General features: G+C 61.1%; 15 protein-coding genes and 2 tRNA genes. 5 read left to right on the top strand and 12 right to left on the bottom strand.

What is annotated here, in order from left to right:
* Positions 1-58: 58 nt before the first annotated feature.
* Complete coding sequence (locus IHQ43_RS06270) at positions 59-232, bottom strand: hypothetical protein (RefSeq protein WP_192563752.1); 174 nt, start codon at positions 230-232, stop codon at positions 59-61.
* Here IHQ43_RS06270 and erdR point away from each other — a divergent pair.
* Positions 225-875 (top strand): response regulator transcription factor ErdR, encoded by a 651-nt coding sequence (gene erdR / locus IHQ43_RS06275; protein WP_085647827.1) that lies wholly within the window; start codon positions 225-227, stop codon positions 873-875. The two genes, IHQ43_RS06270 and erdR, sit on opposite strands and share 8 nt — an antisense overlap.
* 75 nt (positions 876-950) lie before the next feature.
* Positions 951-1,313, top strand: coding sequence for a diacylglycerol kinase (locus tag IHQ43_RS06280; RefSeq protein ID WP_003222276.1), 363 nt, complete (start codon positions 951-953; stop codon positions 1,311-1,313).
* Here the strand turns inward: IHQ43_RS06280 and IHQ43_RS06285 are convergent.
* Entirely contained in the window at positions 1,310-2,236 is a 927-nt protein-coding gene (locus tag IHQ43_RS06285; RefSeq protein ID WP_007954941.1) for a LysR family transcriptional regulator, read from the bottom strand. The two genes, IHQ43_RS06280 and IHQ43_RS06285, sit on opposite strands and share 4 nt — an antisense overlap.
* Positions 2,237-2,380: 144 nt before the next feature.
* On the opposite strand from IHQ43_RS06285, the gene fpr reads away from it, so the two are divergent.
* Positions 2,381-3,160: a ferredoxin-NADP reductase gene (fpr, locus tag IHQ43_RS06290; RefSeq protein WP_007908723.1), complete on the top strand. Its 780-nt coding sequence runs from the start codon at positions 2,381-2,383 to the stop codon at positions 3,158-3,160.
* 156 nt (positions 3,161-3,316) lie between these two features.
* Here the strand turns inward: fpr and tsaA are convergent, their stop codons facing one another.
* From tsaA to rimO, 6 genes are all read right to left on the bottom strand, one after another.
* Entirely contained in the window at positions 3,317-4,015 is a 699-nt protein-coding gene (tsaA, locus tag IHQ43_RS06295; protein ID WP_192563753.1) for a tRNA (N6-threonylcarbamoyladenosine(37)-N6)-methyltransferase TrmO, read from the bottom strand.
* Between the two features lie 182 nt (positions 4,016-4,197).
* Positions 4,198-4,968 carry an SDR family oxidoreductase gene (locus tag IHQ43_RS06300; protein WP_192563754.1) on the bottom strand — a complete coding sequence of 257 codons (771 nt, stop codon included), beginning with the start codon at positions 4,966-4,968 and terminating at the stop codon, positions 4,198-4,200.
* 127 nt (positions 4,969-5,095) lie between these two features.
* The gene (locus IHQ43_RS06305) at positions 5,096-5,563 is read right to left on the bottom strand and encodes a YehS family protein (protein WP_039771308.1); all 468 of its coding nucleotides are present in this window, start codon (positions 5,561-5,563) and stop codon (positions 5,096-5,098) included.
* A 72-nt stretch (positions 5,564-5,635) separates the two neighbouring features.
* The gene (locus tag IHQ43_RS06310; protein WP_192563755.1) at positions 5,636-6,346 is read right to left on the bottom strand and encodes an rRNA pseudouridine synthase; all 711 of its coding nucleotides are present in this window, start codon (positions 6,344-6,346) and stop codon (positions 5,636-5,638) included.
* Between the two features lie 192 nt (positions 6,347-6,538).
* Positions 6,539-7,012 carry a GNAT family N-acetyltransferase gene (locus IHQ43_RS06315; protein WP_085605315.1) on the bottom strand — a complete coding sequence of 158 codons (474 nt, stop codon included), beginning with the start codon at positions 7,010-7,012 and terminating at the stop codon, positions 6,539-6,541.
* Between the two features lie 111 nt (positions 7,013-7,123).
* Entirely contained in the window at positions 7,124-8,461 is a 1,338-nt protein-coding gene (rimO, locus tag IHQ43_RS06320) for a 30S ribosomal protein S12 methylthiotransferase RimO (protein ID WP_007954955.1), read from the bottom strand.
* A 348-nt stretch (positions 8,462-8,809) separates the two neighbouring features.
* Here rimO and IHQ43_RS06325 point away from each other — a divergent pair, with 348 nt between their 5' ends.
* Entirely contained in the window at positions 8,810-10,651 is a 1,842-nt protein-coding gene (locus IHQ43_RS06325) for a potassium transporter Kup (protein ID WP_425220301.1), read from the top strand.
* A 261-nt stretch (positions 10,652-10,912) separates the two neighbouring features.
* Here the strand turns inward: IHQ43_RS06325 and IHQ43_RS06330 are convergent, their stop codons facing one another.
* The 4 genes from IHQ43_RS06330 to IHQ43_RS06345 form a co-directional block, all read right to left on the bottom strand.
* Positions 10,913-12,208 (bottom strand): virulence factor family protein, encoded by a 1,296-nt coding sequence (locus tag IHQ43_RS06330; protein WP_064593891.1) that lies wholly within the window; start codon positions 12,206-12,208, stop codon positions 10,913-10,915.
* Complete coding sequence (gene mprF, locus IHQ43_RS06335) at positions 12,208-14,847, bottom strand: bifunctional lysylphosphatidylglycerol flippase/synthetase MprF (RefSeq protein WP_192563757.1); 2,640 nt, start codon at positions 14,845-14,847, stop codon at positions 12,208-12,210. Before mprF ends, IHQ43_RS06330 begins: the two co-directional genes overlap by 1 nt.
* A 280-nt stretch (positions 14,848-15,127) precedes the next feature.
* Positions 15,128-15,204 (bottom strand) — tRNA-Met (locus IHQ43_RS06340).
* Positions 15,205-15,408: 204 nt separating this feature from the next.
* Positions 15,409-15,485: transfer RNA gene (locus IHQ43_RS06345), tRNA-Met, on the bottom strand.
* A gap of 280 nt (positions 15,486-15,765) precedes the next feature.
* Between IHQ43_RS06345 and dinB the strand changes: the two genes are divergently transcribed.
* Positions 15,766-16,827 (top strand): DNA polymerase IV, encoded by a 1,062-nt coding sequence (gene dinB, locus IHQ43_RS06350; protein ID WP_192563758.1) that lies wholly within the window; start codon positions 15,766-15,768, stop codon positions 16,825-16,827.
* Positions 16,828-16,846 lie beyond the last annotated feature (19 nt).

Raw genomic sequence — 16,846 nt, forward strand, 5'->3', positions numbered from 1 at the left:
TCCTGGCCCATACTGCTAAAGCAGTGGTCGTGCGGCTTGACCACCTAGGCTTCGCTGGTCATGCTTGGCGCCGATTGGGGTGCGGCCAAGGTTTGAAACGCCGTTTTTGCTCGTGATTGGCGTTGAACGTGCCCCTGTGGATGCCGCTGCCGGGCGGTGTCTTGAGTTGCTTTGGCAAGGTCCGAATGCGCGGGCCGGCCATCAAAAACAGGATCATTTGAAAAATGGCCACATACGACATCCTGATTGCCGATGATCACCCTCTTTTTCGTAGCGCACTGCATCAAGCGGTGACGATGGGCCTTGGCCCGGATGTACGCATGGTGGAGGTGGCGAGCATCGCCGAACTGGAAGCCCGCCTGACCGAAAAGGCTGACTGGGATCTGGTGCTGCTGGACCTGAACATGCCGGGCGCTTTCGGGTTTTCCGGGCTGGTGATGCTGCGCGGTCAGTACCCGCAGATTCCGGTGGTGATGGTTTCGGCCCAGGAAGAAGCCTCGGTGATGGTCAAGTCCCGGGAATTCGGCGCCAGTGGCTTCATTCCCAAGTCCAGCGACCTGAGCGTGATTCAGGAAGCGGTGCGCAAAGTGCTGGACGGCGACGTGTTCTGGCCGCCTCAGGCGTTCGAAGCGGTCAGCGTTTCGGATGAAGCCAAAGCCGCCAGCGATGGCCTCGCCAGCCTGACGCCGCAGCAGTTCCGCGTGTTGACCATGGTCTGCGAAGGTTTGCTGAACAAGCAGATCGCCTACGAGCTGAGCGTGTCCGAAGCGACCATCAAGGCCCACGTCACGGCGATTTTTCGCAAGTTGAACGTGCGGACCCGGACCCAGGCAGCTTTACTGCTGCAACAACTTGAGTCAATTCCGAGCCAGTAAGCGCTGGCGTCTTCACGCTTTTTTGACTTTGGTTGATCTAGCTTCCCCACTTCTTTTCGGTCGGTTATCTACTTTATGTCACCTTTCAAGGGCCAGACGGGCCTGAAACGCATCCTCAACGCTTCCGGTTACTCGCTGGACGGCTTGCGCGCCGCCTTTACTGGTGAAGCCGCTTTCCGCCAACTCGTGCTGCTCAACGTGGTGCTGATTCCGCTGACGTTTTTCCTCAATGTCAGCCGGGTCGAGCAGGCGCTGCTGATCGCCGTGTGCCTGCTGGCGCTGATCGTCGAGCTGTTGAATTCGGCGGTGGAGGCGGCCATTGACCGCATCTCGCTGGAGTTGCACCCGCTGTCCAAGAACGCCAAGGACATGGGGAGTGCCGCGCAATTCGTGGCACTGAGCATGATCGCCCTGGTGTGGGCGGTGATTCTGCTTTAAGCGATGCTCGGCAGAACGATCTCGTCGCTGCGCTGCACCCCGGCGGTGAAGGCGCGGCACAGGTCGAGGAATTCGCGCATGGCGGAGGTCTGGTACTTCTGCTTGTGCCAGATGAAGTAGAACTGCCGCGCCAGATCCAGATCCGGTGTCTCCACCGGCACCAGGCTGCCGCGCCGGAAGGCGTCGCGCAGCGCCAGGCGTGAGATGCAGCCAATCCCAAGACCTGATTCCACCGCGCGCTTGATCGCTTCGGTGTGTTCAAGCTCCAGTCGGATGTTCAGCGCGCTGCGGTGATGACGCATCGCCTGATCGAACGTCAGGCGCGTACCCGAACCCTGTTCCCGCAAAATCCACGCTTCATGGGTCAGTTCCTCCATGGTCGCGCTGCCGCGCTTGGCCAAGGGATGCTGCGGGGCGCAGAACACCACCAGCTCATCCTCGACCCAGCTCTGCACTTCGATGTCCGGATGGCTGCAATCGCCTTCGATTAGACCCAGATCAATTTCGTAATGAGCCACCTGTTGCACGATATTGGCAGTGTTCTGCACATGCAGCTTCACTTGGCTTTCGGGGTGGCGCTGCATGAAACCGCCGATCAGCAGGGTCGCCAGGTAATTGCCGATGGTCAGGGTCGCGCCTACCGACAGCGAGCCGAAACCGGATTTGCCGTTGAGCAGGTCTTCGATTTCCTTGGCCTGATCGAGCATGGCCACCGCTTGCGGCAACAACTGTTTGCCGAGGGCGTTGAGGCTCAGCCGTTTTCCGGCGCGATCGAACAGCTGGCAGCTGGACTGGCGCTCCAGTTCGGTGATGGACGTGCTGGCAGCCGATTGCGACAGGTTGAGCAGGCCCGCAGCACGGGACACGCTTTCCTGCTGAGCGACAGCGACGAAGACTTGCAGTTGACGAAGAGTAAATCGCATATCGATATAACCGATAACCCTTATCTTAATAATCCAGTTAACAGATATTGTCGGCGCTATTAGAATGCGATGCAATTGCGCACCGTCGGCATTCTTCAACACGAGCCGGGCAGGCGCAGATCAATCTCCAGGAGTCCCACGTACATGAGCAACATGAACCACGAGCGTGTCCTCAGTGTTCATCACTGGAACGACACTCTGTTCAGCTTCAAGTGCACCCGCGATCCGGGCCTGCGCTTCGAGAACGGTCAGTTCGTGATGATCGGCCTGCAACAGCCAAACGGCCGCCCGCTTATGCGCGCTTACTCGATCGCCAGCCCGAACTGGGAAGAGCATCTCGAGTTCTTCAGCATCAAGGTGCAGGACGGTCCGCTGACCTCCCAGTTGCAGCACCTGAAGGAAGGCGACGAGATCATCATCTCGAAAAAACCGACCGGCACCCTGGTGCTGGACGACCTGAACCCGGGCAAGCACTTGTACCTGCTGAGCACCGGCACCGGTCTGGCGCCGTTCATGAGCGTGATCCAGGACCCGGAAACCTACGAGCGCTTCGAGAAAGTGATCCTGGTTCACGGTGTTCGTTACGTCAACGAAGTCGCCTACCGCGAATTCATCACCGAGCACCTGCCGCAGAACGAGTTCTTCGGCGAGGCGCTGCGTGACAAGCTGATCTACTACCCGACCGTGACTCGCGAGCCGTTCGAGAATCAGGGTCGTCTGACCGACCTGATGCGCAGCGGCAAGCTGTTCAGCGACATCGGCCTGCCACCGATCAACCCGCAGGACGACCGCGCGATGATCTGCGGCAGCCCGAGCATGCTCGACGAGACCAGCGAAGTGCTCGACAGCTTCGGCCTGAAGATTTCGGCGCGGATGCGCGAACCGGGTGACTACCTGATCGAGCGTGCGTTCGTCGAGAAGTAAGCACATTCAAATCTGTGGGGCGAGCTTGCTCGCGAATAAGGTGGAGCATTCAGCAGTTGTGTTGACTGATACGCCGCCTTCGCGAGCAAGCTCGCTCCCACACAAAGAAGCCCGCGTTGCCTGAGAAGGCAGCGCGGGCTTTTTCGTTTTTGGAATTCAGTCAGCGGCGGGGATCACTTCCAGGACGCGGATCTGTTCGGGCGTCGGGTAATGCCAGCGCACGTCCAGATCCCAGAACTGCGCGCCGTATTCGCGCTCTGGCGCGGGCGTCTGATAGGCCGGACGCGGATCCTGGGCCAGGCACTGCTCGATCAGCTCGACCAGCGGCTCGACCAGGCGCTGAGCGTGCGTGTGCGCCTGTTGCAGCGCTGCGTCCGTCCACTGCACGTCGATCAATTGCGGCGCGGCACTGGCGATGCGGTTGGAGGCGTCAGCGATGATGTCGGCGTACGGCACGTAGGGTTTGATATCGAGAATCGGCGTGCCGTCCAGCAGGTCGATACCGGAAATGAACAGGCGATTGGCCTCGACCTTGTCCAGCTTCACCACTGACTGGCCGATGCCGTTCGGCCGATGGGTGGCGCGGGTGGCGAACACGCCCATGGACTTGTTGCCACCCAGGCGCGGAGGGCGGACCTTGAGGCGCGGCTTTTCTTCCAGCGCCTGATGGAACAGGAACAGCAGCCAGACATGACTGACCTGCTCCAGTCCCTGCACCGCATCGCCCTGATCGAACGGCGCCACCAGTTCCAGCACGCCACGGGCGGCGGGGGCCAGTTGCGGCTGGCGCGGGATGGCGAACTTCTCCTTGAAGCAGGAGTGGACGAAGCCGATGGGGGAGACGCTGTAAGTCATGGTTTGCATTCGAAGCGGAGCAGGGCGGGCATGATAACCCGGCAGGCTCCAAGTCTGGTGGTGGCAGGGCTTTCGCTATCGCCGGCAAGCCAGCTCCCACAGGTTTTGTGGTGTACACAAATCCTGCTGACATTGAGATCTCCGTGGGAGCTGGCTTGCCAGCGATAGCCGCACCGCCGATATCAGAGACTGAACCCGCCATCCAGCGGAATGATATTCCCGGTCATGTAGGCCCCGGCGGTACTCGCCAGGCTGATCGCCAGCGCCGCCATTTCCTCTTCGCGACCCCAACGTTTCATCGGGATCAGCGCAGTGTCTTCGGCCAGCGCCTGCTGGTCATTGCCGATGTGCTGGGTCATCTTGCTCGGGAAGCGCCCTGGCGCGATGACATTGACGTTGATGTGCTGACTCACCAGCTCCCGGGCCAGAATCCGTGACAGTTGATGCAGGGCAGCCTTGCTCGGCCCGTAGGCGTAAGCCTGTTCGCCGAAGGAAGAAATCCCCGCCACCGAGCCAATGTTGATGATCCGCGCCGGATTGGCCGCCGATCCGGATTGGCGCAGCAACGGCAGAAATTGCTGGATGCAACTGAACACTGAGGTCACGTTGAGCTGCATGACCTTCTCCCAGCCCTTGACCGGGTAGCTCTCCAGCGGCGCGCCCCAGGTGGTACCGGCGTTGTTCACCAGAATGTCCAGATGAGTGATCTGTTCGCCCAGTCGCGATGCCAGCTCTTTTACGCCTTCTTCTGTCGCCAGATTCGCCGCCACGCCATGACACGTGCCCAGAGCACCGAGTTCTTCAGCGGTTTGATGACAGGCTTCAGCATCGCGGGAGCAGACGTACACGCGGGCGCCGGCCTCGACAAAGGCCTTGGCGATCATCTTGCCGATACCGCGAGTGCCGCCGGTCACCAGGGCGGTGCGGCCTTGCAGGGAAAAGTACGGGTGCATGGCGAATCCTGAGGGCTAGGGTTCAGTACACCCTAGTCGCCGGCCGCGAAAAGCGGAGCCACTATTTTTGGAGGGAATGGAGGGGCATGCATGAAAACGGCGACCGAAGTCGCCGTAATCGAATGGGTCAAGCGCGAACGCGCAGGGTCAGGCCCTTGAGGAAATTGCGCAGCAACTGATCGCCGCATGGACGGTAGTTGGTGTGGCCGACCTTGCGGAACAGCGCGCTCAGCTCAGGCTTGGACACCGGGAACTCGGCAGCCTTGAGGATCGCGTGCATGTCGTCTTCCTTCAGTTCGAAGGCCACGCGCAGCTTTTTCAGGATGATGTTGTTGGTCACCGGCACTTCGATCGGCAGCGGCGGACGGCTTTCGTCCTTGCCGCGCTTGAAGATCACCAGACCATCGAGAAAGTGCGCGATGACTTCGTCCGGGCAGCGTACGAAACCTTCTTCGTCTTCTTCTTTCTTGTCGAGGTACGTCACGACATCAGCCAGCGTGACGTCCAGGCCGCCTAGTTTGATGATCTCGACCACTTTCTTGTCGCTGATGTCGAGCATGTAGCGCACGCTGCGCAGAACGTCGTTGTGAACCATGTGTGCAATCCTGATTGTTCGCTGTGGGCACCGCGCGGGCGCAATGCCGGAAATGTAGGGTGGCCTCTGGCCTTAAAATTTCTCTTTACTGGTGAGGTAGCGCCATTGGCCGACCGGCACCTTGCCGATGGACACGCCGCCGATGCGGATGCGGCGGATGCCGATCACCTTCAGGCCGACCGCTTCACAGAACTGGGCAATGATTCCCGGCTGCGGGTTCTTCATGGCGAAGCGCAGACGGTTTTCGTTCTGCCAGCTGGCCTTGACCGGCGGCAGTTCCTTGCCCTTGTGGGTGAGGCCGTGCTGCAAGCGATTGAGGCCGTGGGCAACCATGTCGCCTTCAACTTCGACCACGTATTCCTGCTCGATCTTGGCCGCGTCGGCGGTGAGCTTGCGCAACACCTTCCAGTCCTGGGTGAACACCAGCAGGCCGCTGGCCTTGGGTTGCAGGTCGGCGCTGGCGGTCAGGCGCAGGAAATGCCCGCGCAGCGGACGCTTGCCGTAGCGGTGTTCTTCGCTGAGGGTTTCGGCGTTCAGCGACTGCATGGCGCTGTCCACATCCATGCCCGCCGGCACGTTGAGCAGGAGGGTCACCGGCTCCGGCGCGGTGGCCTTGGCATCCTTGTCGAGCTCGACTTTCTGGTCGCCGACCTTGAACTGCGGCTCGTCGATGACTTCGCCGTCCACGGTGACCCAGCCGCCTTCGATGAACAGCTCGGCCTCCCGGCGGGAGCAACCGACCAGCTCGATGAGGCGTTTGGAGAGGCGAATCGGGTCAGTCATGACAGGGGCCGTAACAAAAAAGGGGTGGGCATTGTACCTGCCTGGGGCCGGTTAAGCCCGATTGCATTTACAGGTGCTGAACTCAATGTGGGAGCGAGCTTGCTCGCGAAGGCGTCCTGTCAGTCTATTTCTGCAGTGGCTGTTGCACCGCATTCGCGAGCAAGTTCGCTCCCACAGTGGTTTTGTTGTGTGTCAGGCATGGTTCGAGCGTTGCTGATTCTGGCGCAAACGCATGTGCAACAACGGATACGGCTGGCCCATGCCATCGACTTCCGAACGGCCGATCACCTCGAAACCTTGCTTGAAGTAAAACCCCAGGGCCTGCGGGTTCTGTTCGTTGACGTCCAGTTCGTCGGCGTTCAGGTGTTCCATGGCGTACTTCAGCAGTTTCTTGCCAAGGCCCTGGCCGCGATGGGCCGGGTCGATGAACAGCATTTCGATCTTGCCCGCCGCAACCCCGGCGAACCCGGTGATGCGCTGGTGGCTGTCGCGGGTGCAGATCAGCATCACCGCATCGAGGTAGCGGGTCAGTACCAGATTCTTCAGCAGCTCGATGTAGGATTCCGGCAGGAAATCATGAGTCGCGCGGACCGAGGCCTCCCAGACCCGGGTCAGTTCCTGGTAATCGCTGAGTTTCGGCGTGTGGATGACCGAGTGGTGACGCATGCCCGATAGCCTCTTTGTCATGGATGAGGGAGTCCTTCCCCTCACAAACTCTAGCCGTAAAAAAGCCCCGCATCTCGTAAAAGAGAGCGGGGCTTTCTGTATTTTTCGCGCTTAGATCTGTTCGGCCCAGAGGTCGTATTCGTCGGCGTCGGTCACCTTGCACCAGACCTTGTCGCCCGGCTTGAGGTTGCTGCCGTTGTCGATGAACACGTTGCCGTCGATTTCCGGGGCATCGAAGAAGCAGCGGCCGACCGCGCCTTGCTCGTCGACTTCATCCACCAGCACTTCGATTTCACGGCCGATGCGCATTTGCAGGCGCGCCGAGCTGATGGCCTGCTGGTGCGCCATGAAGCGTTCCCAGCGATCCTGCTTGACGTCGTCCGGAACGATGTCGAGGTTCAGGTCATTGGCTGGTGCGCCTTCGACCGGCGAGTACTGGAAGCAGCCGACGCGGTCGAGCTGGGCTTCGGTCAGCCAGTCCAGCAGGTACTGGAAGTCTTCTTCGGTTTCGCCAGGGAAGCCGACGATGAAGGTCGAACGGATGATCAGGTCCGGGCAGATTTCGCGCCAGTTCTTGATCCGCGCCAGGGTCTTGTCTTCGAACGCCGGGCGTTTCATCGACTTCAGGACTTTCGGGCTGGCGTGCTGGAACGGGATGTCCAGGTACGGAAGGATCTTGCCGGCGGCCATCAGCGGGATCAGTTCGTCGACGTGCGGGTACGGGTAAACGTAGTGCAGACGGACCCAGACGCCGAGGGTGCTCAGCGCTTCGCACAGTTCGGTCATGCGGGTTTTCACTGGCGCGCCGTTCCAGAAACCGGTGCGGTATTTGACGTCAACGCCGTAGGCGCTGGTGTCCTGGGAAATCACCAGCAGTTCTTTCACGCCGGATTTGACCAGGCGCTGGGCTTCGTCGAGCACGTCGCCGACCGGACGGCTGACCAGTTTGCCGCGCATCGACGGGATGATGCAGAAGCTGCAGCTGTGGTTGCAGCCTTCGGAAATCTTCAGGTACGCGTAGTGGCGCGGGGTCAGCTTGATGCCTTGCGGCGGCACCAGGTCGATCAGCGGGTTGTGATCCTGCTTCGGCGGCACGACTTCGTGCACGGCATTGACCACTTGCTCGTACTGCTGCGGACCGGTAACGGCCAGCACGCTAGGGTGCACGTCACGGATATTGCCTTCTTCCACGCCCATGCAGCCGGTCACGATGACCTTGCCGTTTTCCTTGATCGCTTCGCCGATGACTTCCAGGGATTCGGCCTTGGCCGAGTCGATGAAGCCGCAGGTGTTGACCACGACCACGTCGGCGTCCTGATAGGTGGACACCACGTCATAGCCTTCCATACGCAGCTGGGTCAGGATGCGCTCGGAGTCGACCAGTGCTTTCGGGCAACCCAGAGAAACGAAGCCAACCTTTGGATTGGCCGGCGCAGGAGTGGTGGACATGTCTAACCTCGGTGTTTTGTGACGTCGCTTGCCTGATGGCGGAAGCCGACGGACGGACGCTTGAAGTGCGCCTCTGATCAAAAAGTGCGCAATTCTAGCGACGAGCAGCGCACTTGACCAGCTTTATGCAGGGAAATACGACGAGTGCTGCGCTATGCTTCGCGCCGTTGCGCTTTACTGAATTTTTACAGTCAAGAAAACGTCTGTTACAGGGCGTAAAAACGCGCATGCTGCACACAAAGCATAGTGCTTCATATAAGAAGCCGGTCTGGGAATCAGGAGTGTTGGATGGGTCAGGCAAGTAGTCACGCGGCGGGCGCCGAAGGTTCGGCAACCAAGCCGCTGAGCATGCTGGTCGCGGCGGTCGGGGTAGTTTACGGCGACATCGGCACGAGCCCGTTGTACACCCTCAAAGAAGTGTTTTCCGGCGCTTACGGTGTGCCTGTCAATCACGACGGGGTGCTCGGCATTCTGTCGCTGATTTTCTGGTCGCTGATCTGGGTCGTTTCAATCAAGTACATGATGTTCGTCCTGCGCGCCGACAACCAGGGTGAAGGCGGGATCATGGCGCTCACCGCGCTGGCGCGGCGGGCGGCGGCGGGGCGCAAGCGGTTGCGCACGCTGCTGGTGGTCTGCGGGCTGATCGGCGCTGCGCTGTTTTATGGCGACAGCATGATCACCCCCGCGATTTCCGTGCTTTCGGCCATTGAAGGTCTGGGCCTGGCCTTCGACGGCATCGACCACTGGGTGGTGCCGCTTTCGCTGGTGGTGCTGGTGGGTCTGTTTCTGATCCAGAAACATGGTACGGCGCGGATCGGCATCCTTTTCGGGCCGATCATGGTCACCTGGTTCCTGGTCCTCGGTGCCCTCGGCGTGTACGGCATCAGCCACACCCCGGAAGTGTTGCACGCGCTGAATCCGGCGTGGGCGGTGCGGTTCTTTACCGTCCATCCGGGCATGGGCGTGGCGATCCTCGGCGCCGTGGTGCTGGCGCTGACGGGTGCCGAAGCCCTCTACGCCGACATGGGCCACTTCGGTCGCAAGCCGATTGCCCGTGCGTGGTTCCTGCTGGTCCTGCCGGCCCTGGTGCTCAACTACTTCGGTCAGGGCGCCTTGCTGCTGGAGAACCCGGAAGCGGCGCGCAACCCGTTCTACTTGCTGGCGCCGAGCTGGGCGCTGATTCCGCTGGTGGGGCTGTCGACCCTGGCCACGGTGATCGCCTCCCAGGCGGTAATTTCCGGCGCATTCTCCCTGACCCGTCAGGCGATCCAACTCGGTTACATCCCGCGCATGTACATCCAGCACACCTCCAGCGATGAGCAGGGCCAGATCTACATCGGTGCCGTTAACTGGTCGCTGATGGTTGGCGTGGTTCTGCTGGTGATCGGCTTCGAATCCTCCGGTGCCCTGGCCTCGGCCTACGGCGTGGCGGTGACTGGCACCATGCTGATGACCACGATCCTGGTGTCGGCAGTGATGTTGCTGCTGTGGAAATGGCCACCGATTCTGGCGGTGCCGGTGCTGCTCGGCTTCCTGCTGGTGGACGGCCTGTACTTCGCCGCCAACGTGCCGAAAATCGTCCAGGGCGGTGCCTTCCCGGTGATCGCCGGTATCGCGCTGTTCGTGCTGATGACCACCTGGAAACGCGGCAAGCAACTGCTGGTCGAGCGCCTCGACGAAGGCGCGCTGCCACTGCCGATCTTCATCAGCAGTATCCGCGTCCAGCCGCCGCACCGCGTGCAGGGCACCGCCGTGTTCCTCACCGCCCGTTCCGACGCCGTGCCGCACGCTCTGTTGCACAACCTGCTGCACAACCAGGTCTTGCACGAACAAGTGGTGCTGCTGACGGTGGTCTACGAAGACATCCCGCGCGTCCCGCCATCCCGGCGCTTCGAAGTCGAAGCCCACGGCGAAGGCTTCTTCCGGGTGATCCTGCACTTCGGCTTCACCGACGAGCCGGACGTGCCGCAGGCACTGAAGCTGTGCCATCTGGACGACCTCGACTTCAGCCCGATGCGCACCACCTACTTCCTCAGCCGCGAAACGGTCATCGCCTCGAAACTCGAAGGCATGGCCCGTTGGCGTGAAGCGCTGTTTGCGTTCATGTTGAAGAATGCCAACGGGAACCTGCGGTTCTTCAATCTGCCGCTGAATAGGGTGATTGAGTTGGGGACGCAGGTGGAGATGTAGGTCCCGCCACAACTGAAAAGCCCCCGTCAGCTTTGCGGCTGGCGGGGGCTTTTTTGTGTTTGTGCACTTATCGGAACCCGGTGGAGGTCCCTGTGGGAGCGGGCTTGCCCGCGAATGCGGTGTATCAGTCAACAAATCAGTTGCCTGACCCATCGCATTCGCGGGCAAGCCCGGCTCCCACAATGATTTCTAACGTCTGCTAAAAAGAAAAAGCCCCCGCAACCTTGCGGCTGCGGGGGCTTTTCGTTGGTGCGCTTCAGATCACTCTTCCGCCACCTGCGCCGTGTTCTGACGCTTCTCGATCAAATCCACCAAACGCTTGGCCAGCGCCGGGTAGTTCTCGTCGAAGTGATGACCACCAGGCAGTTTCACCGCTTCGCCCACCGCGGTCTTGTCGGTGCAGCCGCTTTCATCGGTTTCTTCTTCACCGTAGATGCACACGACCTTGGCCGGTGGCAGCTTGGCCATTTCCGGGCCGGTGGCGGCTTCTTTGCCGGCGTTGCCGAGCCAGCCTTCGACTTCGATTTCGAAGCTGCCGGTGCGGGCGAAGGCCAGCAGGATGATTGCGTCGACGCGCTGCTGCTCGGTTTCCGGCAGGCGGTTGTAGATGGCCGGCAGGACGTCGGCGCCGAACGAGTAGCCGGTCAGGATGAAGCGCTTGGTGCCCCACTTCTGGCGGTAGTGCTGCATCAGTTCGGTCAGGTCCAGGGCGCTCTGTTCCGGGCTTTTGTGCTGCCAGTAGTAGCGCAGGGTGTCGATGCCGACGACCGGGTAGCCGATCTTGGCCATTTCACCGGCCACGTCGCGGTCGAGATCGCGCCAGCCACCGTCACCGGACAGGAACAGGGTCACGGTGTCCTTGGCCTGGCCGGCCGGGACTTCCACGACCGGGATCTGCAGACCACCGTTGGCCTTGTCGCCGCCGACGAGGATCTTGCGCAGTTCGTTGTTCAGCACTTGCGGCAGGTTGATGTCGTAGTCGCTGATGCTGGTTTCGGCGTTCGGTTGATCGCGCACGAAACCGGCGCTGGTGTCGTCCGGGTTGTCGTTCCACGCCACCAGCCAGTGGCCGTGGGCGGCGGCTTTCGGCAGCAGGTGCGTGCAACCGGGTTTTTCCAGGGCCAGGTCGACGGAGACGGCTTGAGCCTTGTCGTCTTTTTGCTCGGACAACCAGCGCCATGCCAGCACGGCGCCGGGGCCGATGCCGCTGACCAGCGTCGCCGGACCGTTCAATTCGCGCAGGCCGGCTTGCAGGGCGCGGCTTTGCAGCAGGCAGTCCTTGGGCAGAATTACCTGAACGATCTGCGCCGAGGCGCTGCGGCTCAGGGTGCTCAGTTGCTTGTCGCTGAGTTTCTGGTCGTCGTTGACCGCCACCAGCACCTGCGCCTTGGGCTTGGTGCCGGGGATGACCCGGGTCATGGCGGCGCCATCGGCCGGGGTGAGCTGTTCGAGGGTCGGTTCCGGTGCCGGGCGTTTGAGGTACCAGAAACCGCCACCGGCAATCGCGGCCAGCACCAGCAGTGCGACCAGGATGTACTTCAGGGAGCGTTGAATCATCAGCGTTTCACCAATCCAGTCAAGCCGCCCGCGATCAGGGCAGCAGTGTCGGCCAGCGCCACCAGCGGATCGAGTCCGGCGGGCACGGCCATATAACGGGGTTCCCAGTCAGGCTGGAACTTGTCTTTGAAGCGGCGCAAGCCTTGGAAGTTGTACAGCTGCTCACCACGGCGGAAAACCATCGAGCCCAGACGCTGGGTCAGCGGTGCCCCGCGCCGGGGTTGCAACCCCGACAGCGGCACCATGCCCAGGCTGAAGCGCGCGTATCCGTGACTCTTATAGTGTTGAATCAGACCGACCATCATGAATTCCATGGTCAGCTTGGGGGCGTCCGGGTGCGCGCGCATCAGGTCGAGACTGGCCAGGTCATGGCTGTAGGTCTCGAGCAGGTTGGCGAACGCCACCGGGCGGCCTTCGAAGCGAATCACCGCGATGCGGAAATACTTCAGGTAATCGTCGCTGAAACGGCCGAGGGAGAAGCCTTTCTCGCGCACGTTCTTGCCGGTCAGCCAGGCATCGGAAATCACCTTGAGTTCATCCATCGGCGCGTGGCCCGGCTCATGGATTTCCAGCGACAGGCCGTCGCGGGTACCACGGTTCCAGGTGTAGCGCAGGTCCTTCATCTCCTTGCCCTTGGCTTCCAGGTCAAAGCGATGCAGATCGACCCGTGCTTCCTCGCCCAGCTTGATCGCGGTCAGGCCGATGTCCATGTAGTACGGCAGGTTCTCGGCGCGCACTTGATAGAACACAGGGCGGGCGTGATGGATGTCGCACAGGTCGCGGAACTGCCAGATCATCTCGGCCCGTTGCTGGCCGGGGCCGATCGGGTCGTACAGCGCCACCAGACTGCGGCCGCGACGGGCGTACATCAGGAAGGCTTCGTCGTTGGGGTGAAACAGCAGCGCCTTGTCGCCGGTCAGGGCCAGGCCGCCGTCCGGTTGTGACGAGGCCATCAGGATCTTCGAGGCGCGTTCCAGCTCATCGGGTGTCGGCAGGTGAATCACCGGGCGAGCGGTGCGCAGCAGCCACGTCAGGGCAATCACCAGCAACAGCACGGCGGCGCCGAGCAGCGAGCGCAGACCGCGCGGAGCGTCGGCGTCGAGGGTGAACTGCCACCACAGTTGATGGCTGTACGGAACGTCCTGATAAGCGAAAAGCAGCAGCCACGTCGAGGCACCGAGTACGCACAGGCTGGCCACCAGATACAGCGGCGAGAACGGCAGTTCGGTCAGACGGCTCGGGCGATAGAACGAGCGACGGAACACCCCCAGCAGCGCGGCGGTGAGGGTCATCAGGGTCGCTTCTTCCCAGTCGAAACCCTTGAGCAGCGAGAGCAGGGCGCCCACCAGCAACAGAATGGTGGTCAGCATCCACGCCGCCGACAACCGGCGACGCAGGCCCTGGGCGAGCATCAGGCACAGCACGCCGATCAGGCTGGCGCCAAAGTGCGAGGCATCGACCAGACGGTGAGGAATCAGAAAACCGATGTGTTCCAGACGGGTGTCGATTTCTGGCGTCGCGCCGGAAAACAGCAGCACCACGCCGGACAGGAACACCAGCACTGCGAGGATCGGAGCCGCCAGACCGGAAGCCGCACGCATGGTCTGCGACTGAAACAGGCGCTGGCCTTCGTTGAGCAGCAACAGCACGCAGGCCACCAACAACGGCAGCACCACATAGATCAGGCGATAAAGAAGCAGGGCGGCAGCCAGTGGAGCGGCGCCGAGCTTGTCGGCGAACGCCGCGAGCAGAATGGCTTCGAAGACACCCACACCGCCCGGAACGTGACTGAGCACGCCGGCAGCCAGGGCCAGCAGATAAACCAGCAGGAAGGCACCGAAGGGCGGCGCTTCCGGCAGCAACAGATAAAGGACGGTTGCTGCGGCAGCCACGTCGAGGGCGGTGATGACCAGTTGCAGGAACGTCAGGCGGCGACCCGGCAGACGCAGGGTGCGACGACCGGCCCGGACCAGCAGATTGTCCGGGTAAGGTTGTTCCGGCAGGCGACGGCGATAGATGCCGATGGCAAGGATCGCGCCGAGCAGCAGCACCACGCTGGCAATCGTCCCCAGCAAGGTCTCGGACAGCCCCAGTGCCTGTGAGGCGGCAGGCAGGTTGCTCAGGGTCGCAAGCGCAGCCAGCGGCGGCAGGGCGCAGCCCAGCGACAGGCTGGCGAACAGGGTCATGTGCGCGACTTCGGAAGCGCCCAGGCCATGCCGTGCGTATAGACGGTAACGCACCGAGCCACCGGACAGCATCGACAGGCCGATGGCATTGCCGATGGCAAATGCGGTGAAGCCGCCCAGAGCCAGGGTTTTCGGTGCCAGCGTCACGCGGGCATAACGACTGGCCGACCATTCGTAGCCGAGCAGAATGATGAAGCCGACGACTGTCGCGCCGAGGGCACCGAGCAGGGCCGGTTTCGGCACGTCGAGAATCGAGTCATGCAGTGCGTCGAGATCGAGTTCGCTGAGCAGATGGCGACAGGCAATCAGCGCAATGGCGAACAGCAGCAAAGTAACCGCCAGACCGATCGGTTGCCGGTATTTGCTGATCCGATCCAGCAGGCGCAAACGCTCAGGCTTGATCGGTGGGTTCGCTGTGACGGTGTCTTGTGGATCAGACGAGTTGGCGCGCATCAATCACCTCTTGGATTGTGCGCGACAGGATGGGGGTATCCAGCCAAGTTACCAATCCCTGTAGAAAAAAATAATCACAAAATACTACGCCTCTCACCGGGTATCGGCGAGGGCAGGTCTTGGATTGCAGACGCCTTGCCCGCGACTTCAAGCATAGTCGCAACTTGGCGGGTCTGAAGATCCTGAACGGTTCACTGCACAGTGACAGATCATTGTTGCGAAAGGACTTTTTCCACAGATACAAAAAAGGCCACTCTTTCGAGTAGCCTTTTTTGATGTTTGGTTGCGGGAGCCGGATTTGAACCGACGACCTTCGGGTTATGAGCCCGACGAGCTACCAGACTGCTCCATCCCGCGTCTGTGTGGCGGCATTCTACAGGCGAACGGCGGGGTGTCAACCGATAATCCCGAGAAGGGTCAAATAAGTGCGCAATCGCGGCAAACGGTCGCAGGGGAGGCGCTAAGTTTCGGAATCGGAACGATTTCCGGAATACGCGACCGGATCCGAAAAACAGACGCGCACAAAAAAGGCCAATCTTTCGATTGGCCTTTTCTGATGTTTGGTTGCGGGAGCCGGATTTGAACCGACGACCTTCGGGTTATGAGCCCGACGAGCTACCAGACTGCTCCATCCCGCGTCTGTGTGGCGGCATTCTACAGAGGAACGCCGGAGTGTCAACCTTCAATTCGGATAAAACCTCTTCAGCTTCAATCGGTTAGCGCTGACGGACGGTCTTTTGATGGGCCGCAGGTCAGGCAGGGCAAGGGTTTCAGCTCTATTGGAGGCTGGCATTCGATTGAGAAAATAAATTCAAAGTCCGTTTCCTACAAGTTGAAAAGAACATTCATACCACTGGTGCTATATACAGGTGTCAGTGAGATACTGCGGGTCCGGCTCGCCATGTTTCCTTTTCTGTCATGACTCAGCGAAAAATCATCCACGTCGACTGTGACTGTTTCTACGCCGCCATCGAGATGCGGGATGACCCGAGCCTCGCCGGCAAGCCGTTGGCGGTGGGTGGCTCGGCGGACAGGCGCGGGGTGATCGCCACCTGCAACTATGAGGCGCGGGCATACGGGGTTCGCTCGGCGATGTCGTCCGGACATGCCTTGAAGCTGTGCCCGGACCTGACCATCGTCAAGCCGCGAATGGACGCCTATCGCGAGGCGTCGAAGGAAATTCACACGATCTTTCGCGATTACACCGACCTGATCGAGCCGCTTTCCCTGGATGAGGCCTACCTCGACGTCTCGGACAGCGCGCATTTCGGCGGTAGCGCCACGCGGATCGCCCAGGATATTCGTCGTCGGGTTTCCAATCAGTTGCACATCACCGTCTCCGCCGGCGTGGCGCCGAACAAGTTTCTGGCCAAGATCGCCAGCGACTGGAAAAAGCCCAACGGCTTGTTTGTGATCACCCCGGATCAGGTCGAAGAGTTCGTCAGTGGCCTGCCGGTGAGCAAGTTGCACGGGGTGGGCAAGGTCACGGCCGACAAGTTGAGTAAGCTCGGTATCAATGACTGTCTGCAATTGCGCGAGTGGGACAAGCTGGCGCTGGTGCGGGAGTTCGGCAGTTTCGGCGAGCGCTTGTGGAGTCTGGCACGTGGGATCGATGAGCGGTTGGTGCACAACGACAGTCGCCGTCAGTCGATCAGCGTCGAAAACACCTACGACGTCGATCTGCCGGATCTGCGCAGTTGCCTCGACAAGCTTCCGGAGCTGCTGGAAACCCTGAAAACCCGCATGGCGCGGATCGACAGCAGCTACCGGCCGGGCAAGCCGTTCGTCAAAGTGAAGTTTCACGATTTCACCCAGACCACGCTGGAGCAGGCCGGGGCAGGGCGGGATCTGGGCAGTTACCAGTTGATGCTGACGCAGGCGTTCAACCGCGGTGGCAAACCGGTGCGGCTATTGGGAGTGGGCGTGCGGCTGGAGGATTTACGCGGTGGGTTCGAACAAATGGAGCTGTTCGAGCGATAGACGGACAAAAAAATGCCCG

Source organism: Pseudomonas gozinkensis (genome assembly GCF_014863585.1).
Lineage (GTDB): Bacteria > Pseudomonadota > Gammaproteobacteria > Pseudomonadales > Pseudomonadaceae > Aquipseudomonas > Aquipseudomonas gozinkensis.

Excerpts from the sequence above, each read along its gene's own strand:
- mprF (WP_192563757.1), bottom strand. The coding sequence starts at position 14,847 with ATGCGCGCCAACTCGTCTGATCCACAAGACACCGTCACAGCGAACCCA.
- IHQ43_RS06305 (WP_039771308.1), bottom strand. The coding sequence starts at position 5,563 with ATGGTTCACAACGACGTTCTGCGCAGCGTGCGCTACATGCTCGACATC.
- IHQ43_RS06310 (WP_192563755.1), bottom strand. The coding sequence starts at position 6,346 with ATGACTGACCCGATTCGCCTCTCCAAACGCCTCATCGAGCTGGTCGGT.
- IHQ43_RS06280 (WP_003222276.1), top strand. The coding sequence starts at position 951 with ATGTCACCTTTCAAGGGCCAGACGGGCCTGAAACGCATCCTCAACGCT.
- IHQ43_RS06285 (WP_007954941.1), bottom strand. The coding sequence starts at position 2,236 with ATGCGATTTACTCTTCGTCAACTGCAAGTCTTCGTCGCTGTCGCTCAG.
- IHQ43_RS06330 (WP_064593891.1), bottom strand. The coding sequence starts at position 12,208 with ATGATTCAACGCTCCCTGAAGTACATCCTGGTCGCACTGCTGGTGCTG.
- IHQ43_RS06300 (WP_192563754.1), bottom strand. The coding sequence starts at position 4,968 with ATGCACCCGTACTTTTCCCTGCAAGGCCGCACCGCCCTGGTGACCGGC.
- IHQ43_RS06325 (WP_425220301.1), top strand. The coding sequence starts at position 8,810 with ATGCTGGTCGCGGCGGTCGGGGTAGTTTACGGCGACATCGGCACGAGC.
- tsaA (WP_192563753.1), bottom strand. The coding sequence starts at position 4,015 with ATGACTTACAGCGTCTCCCCCATCGGCTTCGTCCACTCCTGCTTCAAG.
- fpr (WP_007908723.1), top strand. The coding sequence starts at position 2,381 with ATGAGCAACATGAACCACGAGCGTGTCCTCAGTGTTCATCACTGGAAC.
- IHQ43_RS06315 (WP_085605315.1), bottom strand. The coding sequence starts at position 7,012 with ATGCGTCACCACTCGGTCATCCACACGCCGAAACTCAGCGATTACCAG.
- erdR (WP_085647827.1), top strand. The coding sequence starts at position 225 with ATGGCCACATACGACATCCTGATTGCCGATGATCACCCTCTTTTTCGT.
- rimO (WP_007954955.1), bottom strand. The coding sequence starts at position 8,461 with ATGTCCACCACTCCTGCGCCGGCCAATCCAAAGGTTGGCTTCGTTTCT.
- dinB (WP_192563758.1), top strand. The coding sequence starts at position 15,766 with ATGACTCAGCGAAAAATCATCCACGTCGACTGTGACTGTTTCTACGCC.